This is a genomic window from Flavobacterium sp. LS1P28 (assembly GCF_003970335.1).
Lineage (GTDB): Bacteria > Bacteroidota > Bacteroidia > Flavobacteriales > Flavobacteriaceae > Flavobacterium.
The window spans coordinates 12,327-31,827 of record NZ_RYDI01000013.1 but is presented as its reverse complement, the minus strand read 5'-3'; the positions used below and the strand labels follow the sequence as shown (position 1 = coordinate 31,827).

At 35.5% G+C, this 19,501-nt stretch carries 18 protein-coding genes; 8 read left to right on the top strand and 10 right to left on the bottom strand.

All coding sequences use genetic code 11. From position 1 onward, the window contains the following. Positions 1-64 precede the first annotated feature (64 nt). From EKL97_RS10820 to EKL97_RS10800, 5 genes are read right to left on the bottom strand one after another with little or no spacing between them, the layout of a single operon-like run. The gene (locus EKL97_RS10820) at positions 65-1,225 is read right to left on the bottom strand and encodes an esterase-like activity of phytase family protein (protein ID WP_233588576.1); all 1,161 of its coding nucleotides are present in this window, start codon (positions 1,223-1,225) and stop codon (positions 65-67) included. Between the two features lie 36 nt (positions 1,226-1,261). Further along, positions 1,262-1,663, bottom strand: coding sequence for a group III truncated hemoglobin (locus EKL97_RS10815; protein WP_126562216.1), 402 nt, complete (start codon positions 1,661-1,663; stop codon positions 1,262-1,264). Between the two features lie 60 nt (positions 1,664-1,723). Further along, positions 1,724-2,260 (bottom strand): DUF4136 domain-containing protein, encoded by a 537-nt coding sequence (locus EKL97_RS10810; RefSeq protein ID WP_126568858.1) that lies wholly within the window; start codon positions 2,258-2,260, stop codon positions 1,724-1,726. Between the two features lie 50 nt (positions 2,261-2,310). Further along, entirely contained in the window at positions 2,311-4,347 is a 2,037-nt protein-coding gene (locus EKL97_RS10805; RefSeq protein WP_126568857.1) for a urocanate hydratase, read from the bottom strand. Positions 4,348-4,364: 17 nt separating this feature from the next. Then, positions 4,365-4,553 carry a DUF5522 domain-containing protein gene (locus EKL97_RS10800; protein WP_126462011.1) on the bottom strand — a complete coding sequence of 63 codons (189 nt, stop codon included), beginning with the start codon at positions 4,551-4,553 and terminating at the stop codon, positions 4,365-4,367. A 125-nt stretch (positions 4,554-4,678) separates the two neighbouring features. Between EKL97_RS10800 and EKL97_RS10795 the strand changes: the two genes are divergently transcribed. The 4 genes from EKL97_RS10795 (at position 4,679) to hemL (ending at position 8,290) form a co-directional block, all read left to right on the top strand. Continuing rightward, positions 4,679-4,957, top strand: a complete 279-nt coding sequence (locus EKL97_RS10795; protein WP_126568856.1) for a hypothetical protein — start codon at positions 4,679-4,681, stop codon at positions 4,955-4,957. A 219-nt stretch (positions 4,958-5,176) separates the two neighbouring features. Next, positions 5,177-6,073, top strand: a complete 897-nt coding sequence (locus tag EKL97_RS10790) for a 1-aminocyclopropane-1-carboxylate deaminase/D-cysteine desulfhydrase (RefSeq protein ID WP_126568876.1) — start codon at positions 5,177-5,179, stop codon at positions 6,071-6,073. Next, positions 6,066-6,971, top strand: coding sequence for a glucosaminidase domain-containing protein (locus tag EKL97_RS10785; protein WP_126462017.1), 906 nt, complete (start codon positions 6,066-6,068; stop codon positions 6,969-6,971). Before EKL97_RS10790 ends, EKL97_RS10785 begins: the two co-directional genes overlap by 8 nt. Before the next feature lie 32 nt (positions 6,972-7,003). Beyond that, positions 7,004-8,290, top strand: a complete 1,287-nt coding sequence (gene hemL, locus EKL97_RS10780) for a glutamate-1-semialdehyde 2,1-aminomutase (RefSeq protein WP_126562220.1) — start codon at positions 7,004-7,006, stop codon at positions 8,288-8,290. A gap of 192 nt (positions 8,291-8,482) precedes the next feature. Here the strand turns inward: hemL and EKL97_RS10775 are convergent, their stop codons facing one another. After that, positions 8,483-8,947: a hypothetical protein gene (locus EKL97_RS10775; RefSeq protein WP_126556142.1), complete on the bottom strand. Its 465-nt coding sequence runs from the start codon at positions 8,945-8,947 to the stop codon at positions 8,483-8,485. 511 nt (positions 8,948-9,458) lie between these two features. Here EKL97_RS10775 and EKL97_RS10770 point away from each other — a divergent pair. Both EKL97_RS10770 and EKL97_RS10765 read left to right on the top strand, forming a co-directional pair. Further along, on the top strand, positions 9,459-10,313 hold the full coding sequence (locus tag EKL97_RS10770; protein ID WP_126568855.1) for a helix-turn-helix transcriptional regulator: 855 nt from the start codon (positions 9,459-9,461) through the stop codon (positions 10,311-10,313). An 88-nt stretch (positions 10,314-10,401) separates the two neighbouring features. Continuing rightward, the gene (locus tag EKL97_RS10765; RefSeq protein WP_126568854.1) at positions 10,402-10,953 is read left to right on the top strand and encodes a carboxymuconolactone decarboxylase family protein; all 552 of its coding nucleotides are present in this window, start codon (positions 10,402-10,404) and stop codon (positions 10,951-10,953) included. 489 nt (positions 10,954-11,442) lie between these two features. Here the strand turns inward: EKL97_RS10765 and EKL97_RS10760 are convergent, their stop codons facing one another. Next, complete coding sequence (locus EKL97_RS10760; RefSeq protein ID WP_126568853.1) at positions 11,443-12,885, bottom strand: IS1182 family transposase; 1,443 nt, start codon at positions 12,883-12,885, stop codon at positions 11,443-11,445. Positions 12,886-13,041: 156 nt separating this feature from the next. Further along, the gene (gene lysS, locus EKL97_RS10755) at positions 13,042-14,751 is read right to left on the bottom strand and encodes a lysine--tRNA ligase (RefSeq protein ID WP_126555192.1); all 1,710 of its coding nucleotides are present in this window, start codon (positions 14,749-14,751) and stop codon (positions 13,042-13,044) included. Positions 14,752-15,021: 270 nt separating this feature from the next. On the opposite strand from lysS, the gene EKL97_RS15875 reads away from it, so the two are divergent. Both EKL97_RS15875 and lipB read left to right on the top strand, forming a co-directional pair. Next, the gene (locus EKL97_RS15875) at positions 15,022-15,405 is read left to right on the top strand and encodes a hypothetical protein (RefSeq protein ID WP_233588575.1); all 384 of its coding nucleotides are present in this window, start codon (positions 15,022-15,024) and stop codon (positions 15,403-15,405) included. Positions 15,406-16,076: 671 nt separating this feature from the next. Next, a complete protein-coding gene (gene lipB, locus EKL97_RS10745) occupies positions 16,077-16,808 on the top strand; it encodes a lipoyl(octanoyl) transferase LipB (RefSeq protein WP_126562224.1) in 732 nt (243 codons plus the stop codon). A gap of 25 nt (positions 16,809-16,833) precedes the next feature. Here the strand turns inward: lipB and EKL97_RS10740 are convergent, their stop codons facing one another. After that, positions 16,834-17,493, bottom strand: a complete 660-nt coding sequence (locus EKL97_RS10740; protein WP_126568852.1) for a ribonuclease HII — start codon at positions 17,491-17,493, stop codon at positions 16,834-16,836. Between the two features lie 457 nt (positions 17,494-17,950). Then, positions 17,951-19,501, bottom strand: a complete 1,551-nt coding sequence (locus EKL97_RS10735; protein WP_126568851.1) for a RagB/SusD family nutrient uptake outer membrane protein — start codon at positions 19,499-19,501, stop codon at positions 17,951-17,953.

Sequence of the window (19,501 nt, the reverse complement as noted above, 5' to 3'; positions counted from 1 at the left end):
TTTTGTTGGTACTGAATATGTTCTTTGGCGAACTGGATAGAGGATTGATAGCTATTTTTTGGATTTACTTCTTCGCCAACTCAAACACCAAAACCTGCGTTTTTTGTTTATCTGAAAAATTATTATCTGAAATGAAAATAATAGATTGATTACCATTTGCCAATTTTGGACCAAAAGTAAGTCCTTCGATATTATCAATAAAAATTCCCAAATCATCCATGTTAAGTACCAGTTTTTTAGAAGCCAATTCGAATTTTTGATTTTGCAAAGAGCTGTAGTTTTTTATATTAGTTGCTTTTTTTAAATCACACATAAATACTTTAACCGAACAGGCTTGTGTCCCGGTAGAATAGGAGCGTTCCACAACCAGCAATTGGTTTTTACCATAATACTGAATTGCCGAAACGCCATTTACACCAAAAGCACCTTTCGGAACAGGTTCATGAGCAATAGGTTCCAGTTTATAGCCGTATTGAGCGGTGTTCTTTTTTGTTTTGGCATCAAATTGATACAGCCGAATCAAACCGCCTTTGCTAGTATTGGCTTGGTCGTCATCTTCAAATAATGGTTCTTCAATATTGGTATAGACATTTTTATAGTTTTTGTCAAAAGTAATTCCTCCTAAAGTGCCGTTGTTTCGCGGACCTTTTTCCAGTTTCTGCATTTTTAAATTTTCCGGTAAGGTGACATTGCCTAGAAAATCACCTTTTAAATTCATGAAATTTAGAGAAGGATCTTGTAAAATTTCTTTATCTTCTGTTAGCACTCGAGCGCCTTCGCTACTCCAAACCAAAGTGTTCGTTTTTGGATTGAATCGGATGTCTTCCGGGTCTGCTGAAGTAGTTGGCATGGTGTTCCAATTGCCAAACGCTTTCCCAGTTGCATTTTTTAAAGTGGTGACACTTTGGAAATCAATACGTTCAACTTTATTTTCGAGCAAATGAATTTTTGCCGTATAAAATCTTGAATTGTTAAACATGGATCTATCGTCACTGATCAAATAATACAAATCATTCTTGGCATCATAATCGATTCCGGACAATCCGCCCACTTTTGTGTTTTGAAACGTTTCCTCAAAAGGAATTTCAATGGAACTGATTAGTTTTAAACTTGGGGTTGACTTGTTGTCAGCTGTTTGCTTTAAATTGGAACAAGAAAGGAGGAAAGCTTGTAAAACGACAAGTAATAATAAATTGCGCATAAAATAATTTGTTGCTGTTTGCAAAAAGGAACATATTTTGGATTAAACCCACTTTAAAAACTATGAATTGTCCGTTTGACTTTTCTCAAGATTACGGAAGTAGTCAATTTTGTAATTAAACATTTCAGCCATATTTTTTGCCCGAAGTTTAGCTTCGTCGGCTAATGGACCAGAAAATAAGTTGTCAGTTGTTTCAGTGAAAATTTGCATCCAGCGGTCAAAATGTTCTTTGGCAACCGGTAATTGTTTGTGTGGTGGAAATGGACTTCCGGAATAGGAATGCACTTCAAGTAAAATAGTTTGCCAAAAGCGATACATTTTTTCTAAATGTTCCGGCCAGCGATTGCCTATTTTTTCGTTGAATATGGGTCCGATAAATTCGTCTTTTTGAACTTTAGAATAAAAAGTATTCACTAGTAATTTAATATCTTCGAATGTGGAAATGTCGTTAAATTGTGCCATAATTAGGTATAAAAAAAGCCTACGCAAAGGTAGGCTTTTATGTTGAAATGTGATGGTAAACTATTTTACTTTGGGCGGAAATTGTTCAAGAATTTTTGCCACAAATTCATTAATTTGTTTTTCTTTTTCACTTCGGGTTTCGGTCAAATAACCAACTCCTTCGCCTTGCCAAACCAATTCTTTTTTCTTGGCATCAATTAAATCAATATACAATGTCCCTTCCGTTGATGAGGAAACAAAACTGCTGCGGCCTCCCCAAAAGTAAGGATTCCATCCCCAACCCCATCCGTAACCCCAGCCTGCGTTGAACTGATTTACGTCAATGCGTTCTCTTTCTTTAGTTAATATATTAATCAGCAAATCTGGATTTTCACTTTTGGTCATTCCTTTTTTACTTAATTCTCGATCTATGGCATTGAGTATTCTTTTTTTGTCCAATTCTGATATTTCAACTCGATCGATGCCTTTTTTATGAAAAGCGTATGTTTTGTATTGACTAAAGTCCACATTATTATCATAATCAGAATATACTTTTACGGAAGCGCAAGAGGCAAATACTAAAAGTAGAAATGCGAGAAGGAGTTTAATTGCTTTCATGACCTGTTTTTTTTGATTACTAAATGTTTATTAAAGATACGTTCAAATTTTTAAAAATCCAACAAATTGTCAGCGACTATATTAGGGATGGTTACTTTCAATAAAGGTTCCGTTTGCATCGCTCTTTTTATTGCAAATACTGCTCCTTCATTTCTAGCCCAGCTTCTTCTGGAAATTCCGTTGTTGACATCCCAGAAAAGCATTGATGCTAAACGTCTTGACGCTTCCTTTGAACCATCAAGAACCATACCAAATCCACCGTTTATTACCTCTCCCCAGCCCACGCCACCGCCATTGTGAATGGATACCCAAGTGGCGCCACGAAAGCTGTCTCCAATGACGTTTTGTATCGCCATATCGGCGGTAAATCTTGAGCCATCATAAACGTTAGAAGTCTCTCTGTATGGAGAATCGGTGCCGGAAACATCATGGTGATCGCGACCTAAAATTACGGTTTCTATTTCGCCATTGGCAATAGCCTGATTGAAAGCTTCGGCAATATTTACGCGTCCTTCAGCATCTGCATAAAGGATTCGTGCTTGTGAGCCTACAACCAATTTGTTTTCTTGTGCGCCTTTTATCCAATGAATATTGTCTTGTATTTGTTGCTGAATTTCTTCGGGAGCTGTTTTGGACATTTCTTCCAAAACCTGGCAAGCAATTACATCTGTTTTGGCTAAATCTTCTGGTTTTCCCGAAGCACAAACCCATCGGAAAGGGCCAAAACCGTAATCAAAACACATGGGTCCCATGATATCCTGTACATAACTCGGATATCTGAAATCGATGTGATTCTCTGCCATGACATCTGCACCGGCACGGGAAGCTTCCAGTAAGAAAGCATTTCCATAATCAAAGAAATACGTTCCTTTGGCAGTGTGTTTATTGATTGCTGTCGTATGACGTCGTAATGTTTCTTGTACTTTTGTTTTAAATAAATCAGGAGTTGATGCCATCATTTCATTGGCTTCTTCAAAGGAAATGTCAGCAGGATAATAGCCACCTGCCCAAGGATTGTGTAGCGAAGTTTGATCTGATCCTAAATCAATATGGATGTTTTCCTGGTCAAATTTTTCCCAAACCTCAACCACATTTCCAAGATATCCGATGGACACAATTTCATTATTGGCTTGCGCCAAAGCGACTCTTTTTACCAGCACATCAATATTTTCAATCACTTCATTAATCCATCCTTGACTGTGGCGAATATGTGTAATTTTAGGGTTTACTTCGGCACAAACGGTGATACAACCGGCAATATTTCCGGCTTTAGATTGTGCGCCAGACATTCCGCCCAAACCAGAAGTAACAAATAATCCGCCTTTTGGACTGCGTTTTATTTTACGAAAACCATTCAAAACTGTGATAGTTGTTCCGTGTACAATTCCTTGCGGGCCAATATACATGTAACTTCCGGCGGTCATTTGGCCGTATTGAGAAACGCCTAAAGCATTCATTTTTTCCCAATCATCCGGTTTAGAATAATTAGGGATTACCATGCCGTTTGTTACTACAACTCGTGGCGCTTCTTTATGCGAGGGAAATAATCCCATTGGATGCCCGGAATACATCGTCAATGTTTGCTCATCGGTCATTTCTGATAAGTATTGCATCGTCAATAAATACTGTGCCCAGTTTTGGAATACAGCTCCATTGCCGCCATAGGTTATCAATTCGTGCGGATGTTGTGCCACGGCGTAATCCAGATTGTTTTGAATCATCAGCATAATTGCTTTGGCCTGTTCGCTTTTTCCAGGATATTCATTTATTGGACGCGCACGCATTTCATAATCGGGACGAAAGCGATACATATAAATACGGCCGTATATTTCTAATTCTTGTCGAAATTCTTTTATTAGCTCATTATGATGTTTTGGTTCAAAATAACGCAAAGCATTACGAAGGGCTAATTTTTTTTCTTCATTCGAAAGGATTTCTTTACGCTTTGGTGCGTGATTGATGTCTATATCGTATGGTTTTGGTTTTGGTAAAACCGATGGAATTCCTTGTTGTATTTGTTCTTGAAAAAGGGTCCTGGTTTCTGAAATCGGAATTGTGGTAGGAGTTATGTGAGGTGAATTAGTCATAGTAATGTAAGCTTTTATTATTCATAATCTCTTCTTTTCCCCCCTTTGGGGGTTAGCGGGCTTTTATACGGACAATGACGACAGCCACTTTTACAGCAATAACCCCGTTTTAAATGGTGTTTTTCAGTAAAACATTTATAGCCTTCGGGTGTGTAATAGAAATCTTCCCCTTCTATTAATTTATTTTCAGTACTTTGGTCCATCATATTTGGTATTGTGCGATTGCAGGCGTCATTCGATTTCGTTCAATTGCTAAATTGGGATTCAAATGATTGCGCTTTTTCATTAAAAAGCACCATTTTAGTAGTACAAATTTATAATTTTATAGCGAATGTTTCTGATTGTTTCTAAATATTTAATTCCAAAAGGATATCATGGATTAGAGATGAAAAACGATTTCCATGAGTTGTCACTTCCAGCTGGTGTCAATAATACCCAGTTTGAAATTACCTTTAAAAACAATTCCCGTTTAGGAGTTGAAGAGGCAGTGCGTAAAAATTTTGTAACTTATCAAAACAATTCTGCAAAAGATCTAAAAATCAGTAATCTCTTGTTATTGGATCTTGTTGCTTGTGGTTTATATGATGTAGCCGGAAAATTGATTTTTTAAGAAAGAAAATTCGGGAGTTAATACCAGCTATGCGTTTTCTACTGCGGGTCTTCGCGATGGTATTTACATTGTAAAATTAGCTACAAAAGACAAAATAGAGGTGGTCAGAAAATTATAATTAAAAATTAAATCCACTTGAAAAGAATTAATACAAAATGCAATCTATAAAGGTTGTATTTTTTTATATATAAATTTACCTTTGTGTCAAAAGATATTCGTTTGAATCAAAAGATAATTACAGCATTTCCGAACTCTATTTCAGTAACCATCAAACGAGAAGATTTGATTCATCCTTTTGTTTCCGGAAATAAGTTTAGAAAACTGAAATACAATTTGCTTGAAGCCAAAAAAAACGAGCAGACCACATTGCTTACTTTTGGAGGTGCTTTTTCCAATCATATAGCAGCTGTGGCTTATGCGGGAAAAGAAAAAGGATTTAAAACCATCGGGATTATCCGTGGTGAGGAATTAGAAAGTAAAATCTCAGAGAATCCAACATTAATTTTCGCTCAAAATTGTGGAATGCAACTGGAATTTATTTCAAGAGACGCGTATCGGTTAAAAAGTGATGACTCATTTTTGGAGAAATTAAAACAACAATTCGGTCGTTTTTATCTCCTGCCGGAAGGCGGGACTAATGATCTTGCTATCAAGGGATGTGAGGAAATTCTAACTCAGGAAGATGCTCAATTTGATTATATTTGTTGTGCGATAGGAACTGGCGGTACCATTTCCGGCATCATAAACAGTGCTTTGCCGCATCAAAAAGTTTTAGGGTTTCCGGCCTTAAAAGGCGACTTTTTGAAAGAAGAAATTCGTAGTTTTGTACAAAATGAAAACTGGGAGTTCATTACAGACTATCATTTTGGGGGCTACGGAAAAGTTAATGAAGCATTAATCGGGTTTATCAATTCATTTTATAAGCAAAATAAGATTCCTTTAGATCCAATTTACACGGGAAAGATGGTTTTTGGTGTTATAGATCTAATTCAAAAAAACTATTTTCCTGCCCAATCAAAAATTTTACTAATTCATACGGGCGGAATTCAGGGAATTCAGGGAATGAATATGAAACTTCGGAACAAACAATTACCAATAATTGAGATCAATGATTAAGAAAATCCTACTGCTATTTATACTAATAACTTTGGTGAGTTGTAATGCCACTAAACCAATTATTGTTACTACCAAAAAAGCGCCTTCAAAATCAAAAATTGCTACGACGGCTAAAAAGGGATATGAAAAGAAAACCAAAACAGTACGTGCCACCGCAGGAAAATCATCAAGTAAAGAACTGAATAATAGTGAAACGGAAGAGATTGTTTCAACTTCAAAAACAATAGTTACAAATGATGTGATTGTAACCTACGTTTCCATATTCAAAGATATTGCAATGGGCAATATGAGGAATTATGGTATTCCTGCAAGTATTATTTTAGCGCAGGCCATTTTAGAGTCTGGTGCCGGGAAGGGTAATTTGGCTTTAAATGCGAACAATCATTTTGGAATAAAATGCCATGTAGGCTGGACAGGTGAAAGTATCAGGCATGATGACGATGCTGCACAGGAATGTTTTAGAAAATATGACAATCCATCAGAATCATTTAAAGATCACGCTTTATTTTTAACAGGAAGAAGCCGCTATGCTGGATTATTTGAATTCTCAAAAGGCGATTATAAAGCTTGGGCCAAAGGCTTAAAAGCCGCCGGATATGCCACAGATCCTAAATATCCGGATAAATTGATTTCGTATATTGAACGCTACAATTTGCATGAATATGACAATCAGGTTCTGGATATTAATTATGTGTCCAATGAAAAACAAATGATAACAGAATTAACGGTTGAATCCAGAAATACAATCCCTAAGGGGCTGGATTCCTATGTGGTTCAAAAAGGCGATACGCTATATTCTATTTCGAAAAAATTCGAATTAAAGATTGAGGATTTAAAACAAAAAAACAACCTCTCGGACAATGCCCTTTCTATTGGACAAAAACTGGTAGTAAAATAATTTTAAAATAACGATAATTCATAATTTCATACATGTTATATAAAAGAAGTAGTCAGCTTTTTGCTGAAGCAGAAAAAGTAATTCCTGGTGGCGTAAATTCACCTGTAAGAGCGTTTAAAGCAGTGGGAGGAACTCCTATTTTTGTCAAAAGTGCCAAAGGTGCTTATTTGTACGATGAAGACGGCAACCGTTTGATTGATTATATCAATTCATGGGGACCAATGATTTTAGGACACGCTTACGAACCGGTTGTGAACGCCGTGATAGAGAAAGCGAAGTTGGGAACCTCGTTTGGGATGCCCACAGAATTAGAAACACAAATTGCTGCTTTAGCCGTTGCTATGGTTCCAAATATCGATAAAATTAGATTTGTAAACTCTGGTACCGAAGCCTGTATGAGCGCTGTACGGCTGGCTCGTGGTTTTACAAAAAAAGATAAAATAATCAAATTTGCAGGTTGTTACCACGGACATTCGGATTCGTTTTTGATACAAGCCGGAAGTGGAGCCATTACTTTTGGTTCGCCAAACAGTCCTGGTGTTACAGCAGGGACGGCCAAAGATACTTTGCTGGCACGATACAATGATTTAGAAAACGTAGCCACTTTAATAGATGCGAATAAAAATGAAATTGCTGCTATAATCGTGGAACCTGTTGCGGGGAATATGGGTTGTATTCCGCCTAATAAAGGCTTTCTGGAAGGCTTACGCCAATTGTGTACCGACAACGGAATTCTCTTGATTTTTGATGAGGTAATGACCGGATTCAGACTCGCCGCTGGTGGTGTTCAGGAATTATTGCATGTAACGGCTGATATCGTTTGTTTTGGGAAAGTAATCGGTGGAGGATTGCCTGTTGGTGCATTTGCCGCCCGAGCAGAAATCATGAATTATCTTGCTCCGTTAGGTCCTGTGTATCAGGCAGGAACATTGTCTGGAAATCCATTGGCAATGGCCGCAGGATTAGCCATGTTACAAGCTTTAGACAGTGATCGTACTATTTTTAAAAGACTAGAAGAGAAAACAGCGTATTTGGCGGCAGGAATTGATAAAGTGCTGAAAGCAAATGATGTTACATTTACAATCAACACTATTGGCTCAATGATTTCGGTTCACTTTGATGCGGCTCCGGTTGTAGACTTTCAAACGGCTGCAAACGGCGACAACGAAACGTTCAAGAAATTCTTTCACGGATTATTGCAGGAAGGAATTTATATTGCGCCATCCGCTTACGAAACGTGGTTTATTACGGATGCATTAACGTATGCAGATTTAGATTTCACCATTCAAGCGATAGCTAAAGTTTCGAAAACATTTTAAATCAAAAAAGCCCCAAATTTTGGGGCTTTTTTATGAAGTAAGATGAAATAAGTAAGTCGAAAGTTTAAAAGGCGTAAAGTCAAAAGAATTAACTTTAAGTAAAATAGTTTTAAATCAGATTGTTATATAATTTTATCCTGATTTTAAAATACGACATTATACCATGGTTATTACTTAGTTTAAGTGAAAGGATTATTTTTTATTACCCGTTTCTACTGGTTTTTTGTTTTTATGATGCATCATTCTTTTTTTCATTCCGTGATGTTTGTTCCCTTTCATTTCATCCCATTTTTTATATTGGTCTGCTGAAAGAATTTTTTTTATTCGTTTTTTCATCACAATTTGCTCATCTAACATTTGGCTTTTCTTAGCAAAAAGTTCGTCAGAAGTCGGTTGTTTTTTAGCTGAATCTTTAGTTGCTTTTCGTTCGGCCATTTTAGCTTCTCTTTTAGTACTTTGTTCCGCGATGATTGTACTCATTTCTTTTTGTTGTGAAGCATTCAAATCTAATTCCAGAGTCATCTTTTTTAACTGCAGTTGATTTCTTTGATCAGGAGTTAATTGCTCCATTTGAGCTCTTTCCGGTCTTGCTTCTTTTTCTTGTGCAAAGCTTGTCATTCCGACAACTAATAATGCAACGATAAATAATTTTTTCATTTGTTTTGTTTTAAGTTTTATGTATATAAGATAACAATAGACCTAAAAAGTTTAATCCTTAACAAAAAATTATCGTTTGATTTTAGGGTAGTAAAGGTTTAAATCATATTTAAAATCCTGATTTGGGATAGCTTTACTTATAATTAATGCGATAACTCAATCGTTAATTTGTTGTGAAATTCTAAAAAACTATCACTATGGTTTATTATTTGTTTTTTTGCACCCCTAAAACAGTAGTAATTTAACTCTAGACTCGATGGTAAAGACTATCAAAAAAAAGCTAAATATCGTAGTAAAAGAGTTAGATATGGTTTTGAAATCTAAATTTTATAGTACTTTAGCTAATTATAAAGCGACAAACAAAAACGAATAGCCATTGACGGAAATCGCTAAAAAAAGTGGAAGCTGGAATTTATAAAGGGATTAATTCCATTTGACTCTAAAACTAGGTTTTTGTTTTTCGTCTCGGAAAAAATAAACGAGATGTTGGTTTGCTCTTAACACTATTCAAATGATTACAGAAAGAAAACAATACCAATTATTCGGAAATATAATTTTTGAAAAAGTGACAATAGAAGCACCATTCAAAATCCCAAATCCAGTGCCTAATGAAGCTTGTTTTCTATACATGCTCGAAGGGCAAGTAGACTACAAAATGCAGCATCAAAGTATATCAGTACCCGTAAACGAAGCGGTTTTGCTCAAATGTGGTACTTACTTCAGTCAAATGAAAGGCAATACTCTTTCTAAAAAAAGTCAGATCGTATTTGTCCATTTTCATCCTGAAATACTCAAGAAAATTTATGAGACCGATCTGCCTAAGATTTTTCAGCAACCAAAATTAGTCGATCAAACTATTGATATAACCCAAATCAATAACGATTTTCTAATCCAAAAATACATAGAAGGCTTGCTTTTTTATTTTGACAATCCCACACTTATTAACGAAGATTTGTTAGTCATTAAATTAAAAGAAATAATTCTGCTTTTATGTCAAACCAAAAATGCGCCTGTTATTCAACAAATTTTATCTCAACTTTTTTCTCCTACTAGTTATACTTTTAAGCAAATTATAGAAAATAGTTTATACAATCCTATAAGTTCGGAAGAGTTGGCTCAAATGACCAACCTAAGTCTTTCATCATTCAAGAGAGAATTCAAAAAAAATTATGACGATAGTCCAGCCAATTATATTAGAAATAAAAAATTAGAAAAAGCAGCTGAACTTTTATTAATATCTGATGAACGCATTACAAACATTGCTTTCGATTGTGGTTTCAATGATTTAGCCAATTTTTCGACACTTTTTCACGAAAAATACAGTCAAACGCCATCGAATTTCCGTTTGAACCAATTACCCAAATAGTTGAACGAATTACAAAAGTCTAAGCTTCTTATTTGTTGCACCTTTGTAATGTTGAATAACAAATACTAATTAATATAAAACAAAAATTATGGCACATTTAAAATTAGAAAATAATCCAGTTTCTCCAATATCTCAAGCAATTTTTGACAACACTCAAAAAACATTAGGATTTGTACCTAATATGTACAAAGGCATGGGGCAAAATCCAGCGTTGTTAGATATCTATATTTATGGATACAACAGCTTTAGAGCCAATTCAGGTTTTAATTCTGTAGAACAAGAAGTTGTTTTTCTTTCGGTAGCTTATGAAAATAATTGTGAATATTGTACGTCTGCTCACAGTTTTATTGCCGATAAAATGTCAAAAGTACCCACTGAAGTAACCAATGCCATTCGCGATGGAAAAGAAGTGCCAGATCTAAAACTAGCCGCTTTATCAAAACTAACGCGTTCGCTTACTGCAAACCGCGGGAATGTTGCACAAGAAGAAGTTGATGCCTTTTTAGCCGCAGGATATACAGAAACGCATGTTTTAGGTATTATTGCCGGAATTGCGGTAAAAACAATTAGTAACTATTCTAATCACAATACAAATCCTGAATTAGATGATGCTTTTGCCGGAAGAGCTTGGAAAAAATAATCAGACATCTTTTTTAATTGTCAATGCAGTTACTCACTGTGTTGGCTTTTACCACAAGTCGTAAATGGATGGATTCCTTGGGTAGTAACCATTGAAGTCCTATTTAAACTATATGACTATACGTTACTTGTATCAATGGCAAAAAAGTATATATTTGGGTCTGAATCAAAAAAGTAACTGCTATGAAATCCGCGATATCGGGTTAGATTGATGATTACTGCTTTAGAAACAACTTGGTATCAGTTACGGACAGTCATAAAAAATAATATTCTTTATAAAAAAGGAGCTTCAATTTGGAGGGCACTGAAAAACTTCACTTATTTTGATTAGCATCCTTTTTTAGACAATAAAAAAACGCTTATAACAGGATTTTAAAGATCCTTTATGAGCGTTTTAATTTTTACAACTGTTTTTTATTATAGGTTATATGAGTCGATTTTTGACTTTTATAGGCTCATTGAGTGTACTGCGCATGTAGCTTTGATTTTCCTACATTAATTTGAGTATTCTTTTTAAGTTGACTGTGAATATTGCTATTGCACCTTGCATATTAGTAATACCGTATGATATTGCTCTATCATAACCGTGTACATTTTTTAACTCGCTATTTTTGGCTTCTATCTTGTATCGATGTTTTGCTTTTTCTTTGTAATATTCTGTTTCTTGAAAAGCCATTTGGTCTTGATGCAATTCTGATTTTATGGATACCGAATACGTTTTTGTTTTGGCTCCATCTTTGTAACAACCTTCTTTTAAAGGGCAAGACTTGCATTTTTCGACATCAAAATAGTAAGTATCTACTTGATTTGTTCCGACATTTTTGGCTCCTTGACGTGCTTTTCGTATTGCCAAATGTCCTGCTGGACAAACAAACCTATCGGCATCTTTATTGTAATCAAATTTATCTTCATCTTTTCTAAATCCTTGTGTTATCGATGGATTTAGTCTCGCTACTACTTTAATGTTTTGTTCACTTGTGATTTTAAGGTTTTCTTTTCCAGAATAAGCCGCATCGCCAATAATAGCCTCTACATCAATTCCGTTTTCTTGACTAATCTCTAAAAGTTTAGGTAATTCTGGGCCATCGCCTTTTTCTCCAGATGTAACTACAGCTGCAGTAATGATGCGCTCTTCGGTCATAGCCAAATGAGTCTTATAGCCAAAGAAGGAACTCTCGGCAGATTTATGACCTATTTTTGCATCGGTATCTTTTGATAGGATTAAATTTTCTTGAGTATCTTCTACAGTTTCTTTTAACAGGTTTAATTTTTCTTTCACAGCAGGTATTGAACTTATAGATGGCTCATTTTCTATACGTTTTTCTAACTCTTTGCAATAAGCCAGTTCCTTCTCTAAATCATTGTCGGTATTTTTTTGAGGCATACGTTCTTTGAATTGGTCGTCAAAGGTGTATACTGTTTTTCGAAGCAGTTTTGAACGCTCTCTCAATACTTCGATTGCTGAAAATGGATTGGATCTTGATAAAGTATGTGTGGCATCAACAATAATAGACTTAGAACGGATGATACCTTTTTCAATAGCAATGATTACCGTTTTGTTTATCAACAGATTTAATAAATCGGTGTCTTTCAAACGTAGTTTTCTAAATTTTGTCAACGAACTAGAATTGATAACATCGTCTTCTGGATTCATATCCAAAAAATATTTAAAGGACATATCGTAACGCGAACGTTCCACTACATCAACATCGGAAACGGTGTAAATTGTTTTAAGAAGCAAATACTTGAACATACGAACGGGACTTTCTGCCATACGTCCATTATTGGGGCAGTATTTATTTAACAATTCATTGTAAATAAAGGAAAAATCTATTAAATCATTGATTTTTCTCAAAATATTATCCTTTGGAATAATTAAATCATATAACGAAGAATGTTCACTGAACTGTATTAATTGCTGTTGTGCTAACATCTAAAAACTCTTATAATTACAGCTAAATATACCAAAAAAGGAGTAGAAATCCTAAGCTTTCTACTCCTTTTATTTATCAATTTATTCGAAAAAAGACTTTTTCAGTGCCCTCTCAATTTGAAGCTCCTTTTTTATAAATATAGCTCTATAATACACTTAGGCTTTCAATCGACACGCTTTGCTGTCGCCATTTACCACAACTTCGGTCAATCCTAAAGAAGATAAATTTTTCATGGCTTTATCCCATTTTTTACCGCTCAGTTCCGATTTGATTTTTAGTAAACCAAAATCCATTTGGTTTTCATTGACTTTCAAAAGGTCAATAATCAATTTCTCATCGTCTTCCAATTCAATTTTAACTTGAGTTTTTTCTGGGCGCATTTGTGGGAACAACAACACTTCCTGGATAGAAGCATTATTTGTCAAATACATAATCAATCGATCCATTCCAATTCCCATTCCGGATGTTGGAGGCATTCCGTATTCTAATGCTCTCAAGAAATCTTCGTCAATTATTCCTGTGGCTTCATCATCTCCTTTTTCAGCCAATCTCATTTGGTCTTCAAAACGGGCTCTTTGGTCAATTGGGTCATTCAACTCAGAATAAGCGTTTGCCACTTCTTTTCCGCAAACCATCAATTCAAAACGTTCTGTCAATTCTGGATTGTCACGGTGTTGCTTGCAAAGCGGAGACATTTCCTTTGGGTAATCCGTGATGTAAGTAGGCTGAATGTAATTTCCTTCGCATTTCGCGCCAAAAATCTCATCAATCAGTTTCCCTTTCCCCATGGTTGCATCTACATCAATTCCCATTCCTCTGGCAGCATCAAATAACGCTGTTTCACTTTTTCCTGAAATATCAAATCCAGTAAAATGTTTGATAGAGTCCGTCATTGTCACTCTGGCGTAAGGCGCTTTAAAATTGATGGTATGTTCTCCAAAAGTAACTTCTGAGCTTCCATTTACGGCAATCGCGCAATGTTCTAAAAGGTCTTCGGCAAATTTCATCATCCAGTTGTAGTCTTTGTAGGCTACATATATTTCCATGGCAGTAAATTCTGGGTTGTGGGTACGGTCCATTCCTTCGTTACGAAAATTTTTCGAAAACTCATAAACCCCTTCAAAACCACCAACAATCAATCTTTTTAAGTATAATTCGTTCGCAATACGCATGTACAAAGGCATATCAAGCGAGTTGTGATGCGTGATAAAAGGACGCGCTGCAGCACCACCGGGAATTGGTTGCAAAACAGGCGTTTCTACTTCAAGATATCCTTTGTCATTAAAAAAAGAACGCATTGCATTGAACAATTTTGTTCTTTTGATAAACGTTTCTTTTACATGATCATTCACGGTCAAATCCACGTACCGACGACGGTATCTTTGTTCCGGATCAGCAAAAGCATCGTGTGTTTTTCCATCAGCATCCGTTTTTACAACAGGAAGTGGTTTCAAGGCTTTGGCCAAAACCGTCAATCCATAAACATGAACCGAGATTTCTCCCACTTGCGTTTTGAAAACCGTTCCGCGAATCCCAATAAAATCGCCAATATCCAACAGTTTTTTGAAAACGACATTATACATGGTTTTCTCCTCATCTGTCGAAATATCATCTCTCGAAACATAGATTTGAATACGCCCTTCAGCATCTTTCAATTCGGCAAATGACGCCTTTCCCATGATACGCTTCCCCATCAAACGACCTGCTAAAACCACTTCCTTACCTTCGTATTTTGCAAAATCAGCTAGGATTTCGCTAGAATATGCGGTTGTAATAAATTCGGCTGCAGGATAAGGCTCAATACCTAAATTGCGTAATTCTGTAAGTGCTTCTCTACGTAATATTTCTTGTTCGGATAATGCCATTTTATGCTGATTTTAAGAGCGCAAAGATACTATATAAGTTTTAAAATTTAAAGTTTAAAATGTACCGTTTTTTGGAGCAGAATATTTTGTTTCTTCAAGACGATCCGTCCCGCTATTCGTTCTATCTTTTTTTCTTGTTCAAAAAAAAAACAAGAAAAAAAGGATGCCACTGCTATCGGGGCTATGCTACGACTTTTATTTTTTTTAAATCAACATGAAAAATAGTACAAATAACATATATAGAAACCAATAAGTATTTTAAATTACCAAATGGAAAAACACGATTTACTGCTTTTAGTATTATTTTTGATCAGTTGCCAAGTAACAGAAACCATTTGTCTAAACCAAGACGGAACCGGAGAAATTGAAACAGAATTACTCCGCGATGAACATCGTTGTATGCAATTTATAGCTGAAAATCACTCCAAAGAAGACGTTTTTCTTGATACAACTTATGTTTTTAAAGATCTGATAACCAAAAATTCCGAGACGTTTTCCAAATTACCAGCATCCGAAAAAGCCATTTTTAAAAAAATTACTACGGTAAAAGTTCATAGTAAGAAAAGTTCCTTCGAGAAAGAATTTTGCACAACAATCTGTCAAAAATTCAATACAATAGCCGAAGTTGCTGATTTATACAAAACCGAAGAATAGGCAGATGATATAGAAAATAATTACGCACTGGTTGCCGAAGAACATTATTATAGTGTTAGCTTTACTTTTGATGGAAGTACTTTTAAAAGAATTGTCAAAATTACAGACGCAGTAGAATTAAAAAAGCAACAAGAAGAAATTGAAAGATTAAAAATACGCTTCCATAAATTTAAAGCCGTTCAAAATTTTATTTTGAAATATCATTTTCCTCGAAAAATAAAATCGGGTTCAAATATAAATTCAAAAATAAGCGATGACAAAAAAGCACTGGAAATGCAATTTCTAATCACAGATTGTTTAAAAACCCGGAGAGTATAAATCTTGAAGTTGTTTTGGAATAATAATATTGAACTTAAATAATCGCCTTATGGTCAAGTCGAGCGCAGTCGAGACTCATTTGGTTAGTCTCGACTGCGCTCAACTTGACAGAAATATGAGTTAATCCTTCAATGGTTTTTTCAAATCTTGTAGGTAACTTTTTTGGCGCAATGATAAAACATCGAAATTAGTTCAAGTCCGAGACTAATTATTTTTGATTCATAATTTTATATCATACCTGCAAGGTTTGAAAAAAAACCTTATAGGAAAAAACAGTAAACTCAAAACGTTGTACCTTTGTCATTCAAAAATAAGTGAACGAAATAGGATTGCTTCGTTCCTCGCAATGACACATGAATAAAAACATCCAACTTCAAGATTTAGGAACTAAAGGTTACAAAGAAACTTGGGAATACCAAGAAGAATTGTTCAAAGAAATAGTTGACTTAAAAATTAAAAATAGGAGAGAAGAAACGAGTTTACAAACACCCAATTATTTCCTTTTTGTAGCACATCCGCATGTATATACATTAGGCAAAAGTGGTGATTTAAGTAATTTACTTTTGTCTGAAAAACAATTGGAAGCTAAAGGAGCTACTTTTTATAAAATCAATCGTGGTGGCGATATTACCTATCACGGACCTGGACAAATCGTAGGGTACCCTATTATAGACTTAGAAAATTTCTTTACGGATATTCATAAATACCTACGGTTTCTGGAGGAAGCTATTATTCTTACCCTTGAAGAATATGGAATTGTTTGTGGCAGAAGCGAAGGCGAAACCGGCGTTTGGTTAGGCGCAGGAACACCATTTGCCAGAAAAATTTGTGCAATGGGCGTTCGCGCTTCCCGTTGGGTCACTATGCACGGATTTGCTTTAAACGTAAATGCTGATTTGGGTTATTTTGACAATATTATTCCCTGTGGGATTCGCGGTAAAGCCGTAACTTCTTTGAACGTAGAACTAGGCGTAGCCAAAGTGAATGAACAAGAAGTCAAAGAAAAAATCCTGAAACATTTTGCCATTCTTTTTGATGCCACTTTTGAGAAACCTGCACTCAAAAATCGTTACACGAGCCTGTAAGGCGAACTGGCGAAGCAATCTAAATTCAAAAATCAAAACAATACTGTTCCGGCAACAAACGAAATGTCATTCGGTGGTGTTTTGTAACCCCATATTTCCGAATGGCTTCACGGTGTTCTTTGGTAGGATATCCTTTATTTTGTTTCCAATTGTACATTGGGAATTCCTCATGAATCCGATTCATATATTCATCCCGATACGTTTTTGCTAATACGGAAGCGGCGGCAATACTCATAAATTTTGAATCTCCTTTTATGATACTGGCATTCGGAATCGAATGTAGGATTTCAATTTCAGCATCGGTAAAAACCTTTCCTCCTCGATTTTTAATCCCACCCTTAGGAATCAATGGAGTATTTCCGTCTACAATAATGGATTCAGGTCTTGGATTTAGTTTTAAAATACTTTCCTGCATTGCTTTTATGGAGGCGTTCAAAATATTTATTTGGTCAATAATCAACGGTTCCAGATGGGTTACGGCAAATGAAACACATTCTTGTTCTATAATAGGTTTTAATTTTTCTCTTATTTTCTCAGACAATTGTTTGCTGTCATTTAATAACTCATTTTGGAAATGCGCAGGTAGTATTACGGCTGCTGCAGTCACGGGGCCCGCCAGACAACCCCGACCGGCCTCATCAGTTCCGGTTTCTAAATATGGCGTTAAAAAAAAAGAACTTAACATTAAATTGATTTTGACAAAAATAGGTTTAAAAGCCCTGTTTCAGGGCGTTTTAAGACTCTTTGTGCTTTAAGAATATTTTTAAAGAAATTTTTTAAAAAGATGATTTTTAAAAAATGAATCAAGGAAAGGAACGGCATGTTGTCATGTTTTAAAAAATTAATGCATAGAATATTTTAGGTTTGTTTTAAAAGCAATTAAGACAAAACTTCAATTACATTATTTAGGACGGATTTATTTTAGTATCAAAGGTATAGTTTCATAATTGCTAATATTTTTTCATAGGCCATATTAGTGCTGTAACATAAACCAATTATCAAAAGTAGTCAATATTATATTTTGTTTGGTATTTAATTGTAAATCTTCGTTTGATACTTATAAGCCACAAAAATGCCTGTTCAATGGAATGAACAGGCATCTAAGATTTGTATTTAGTTTTTTTAAATAGTCCTAAACTGTATTATTCCCAACCCGGATTTTGTTGGGCTTTTAGAGTAGGGTTGTTGTTTGTTTCTAAAAGTGGTATTGGCCACAAGAATCTAAAATCTGAACCTGGAATAGCGGCTTCTGATCTTGGTCCGGAATATGGTGTCCCGTCGAGTACAAAGCCTGATGCAACTAATGATCCATTTCCTACTTTTGCAGGTATGCCATCTATAGGAACTAAATTATCTCCTTGTAAACGGTGAATATCAGACCAACGGCGCCCTTCCATTAAAAATTCAATTCGTCTTTCTTTAATAATTGCAGCCACTAAAGCGGTTTGCGAAAGGAATTGTGAAAGTAAATATTGCTGAGTAGTAGGATTAGCCAAAGCTCTGTTTCTTACTTTGTTTAATTCAGTTACAGAGAGACTTGCATCTGCTGAAGACCTGCGGGCATAGGCTTCAGCCATATTTAATAGTACTTCTGCATATCGAATTACAGGGGCAGCATCGGTGTAATTAACTCCATCTTTATATTTGTTGGTGTACTTTACGCCAGCAACAGTTTCAATTAGAACGCCTTCCTCTCTTCGTTTATCATCAGATAACCAGCTAGGGTCTTTCCATATAATTGGGCTAACACTTACTAATTTTCTAGTCTTATATTGTGAGGCCAAAGCTGCATTTACTCCAGGATTTAGTGTAGAGGCCATCAAAATTGAAAATATAGATTCAGTATTTACATAACTATTTGCAAATGGCCCATTTGGAGTGCCTGTCAAAGCGTACGCTCCATTTAATTTTTGACCTTCTGTAATTACATTGTTCCAATCTCTTTTATGCAAATACACTCTAGTTTTAAAAGCAATAGCAGCATTTTTAGATGCTTTTGTCAAAGTCACATTAGTGGTCAGAGATTCAGCAGCAGTTAAATCAGCAATTACTTTGTCATAGCATTCGGCTACTGTGTTACGAGGTTTTAAAAGTTCAGATGCAATTTCTGCTTGTGTGTCTACCCCCACTTCTCTGTATGGGATCCCTAAATGAGATGCTCCAGCGCTAAAATTGTAAGGTCTTGCAAAATAAGTCAGCAATTCAAAATGCGTTATTGCTCTCAGGAATTTCGCCTGACCAATATAATTGTTCGCAACAGCTTGTGTAATTATGCCGTTAGATACTGCGGTTGTAACTCCCTCTATGGCCAAATTGCAGCGGTTAATTAAGCGATAAGCATCTACCCAATAGTATGTATTGTTGGCAGAACCTGCATCATGAGTGGATGTATAGGTAATTTGATAAAAAGCCTGAATATTTACTACGTCTTCCCCTCGATTGTCTCCTTGTTGTACAAATGCAGCTCCCCATACAAAACCTCTACCACCGTTTGGGTTTGTTGAATTGTATTGTCCAATAGCTGCCGCATTGTACATTCCGTTTATGGAACTTTCAATTAGGGACGGTGTTGAAAAAGCTTCTTCTATTGAAATGTTATTTATCGGTGTTAAATTGAGAAGCTTCTCTTCGCTACAAGCACTCGTTCCTAGTACCAGAACGGATATTGCTATGAATTTTAAATATTTTTTCAT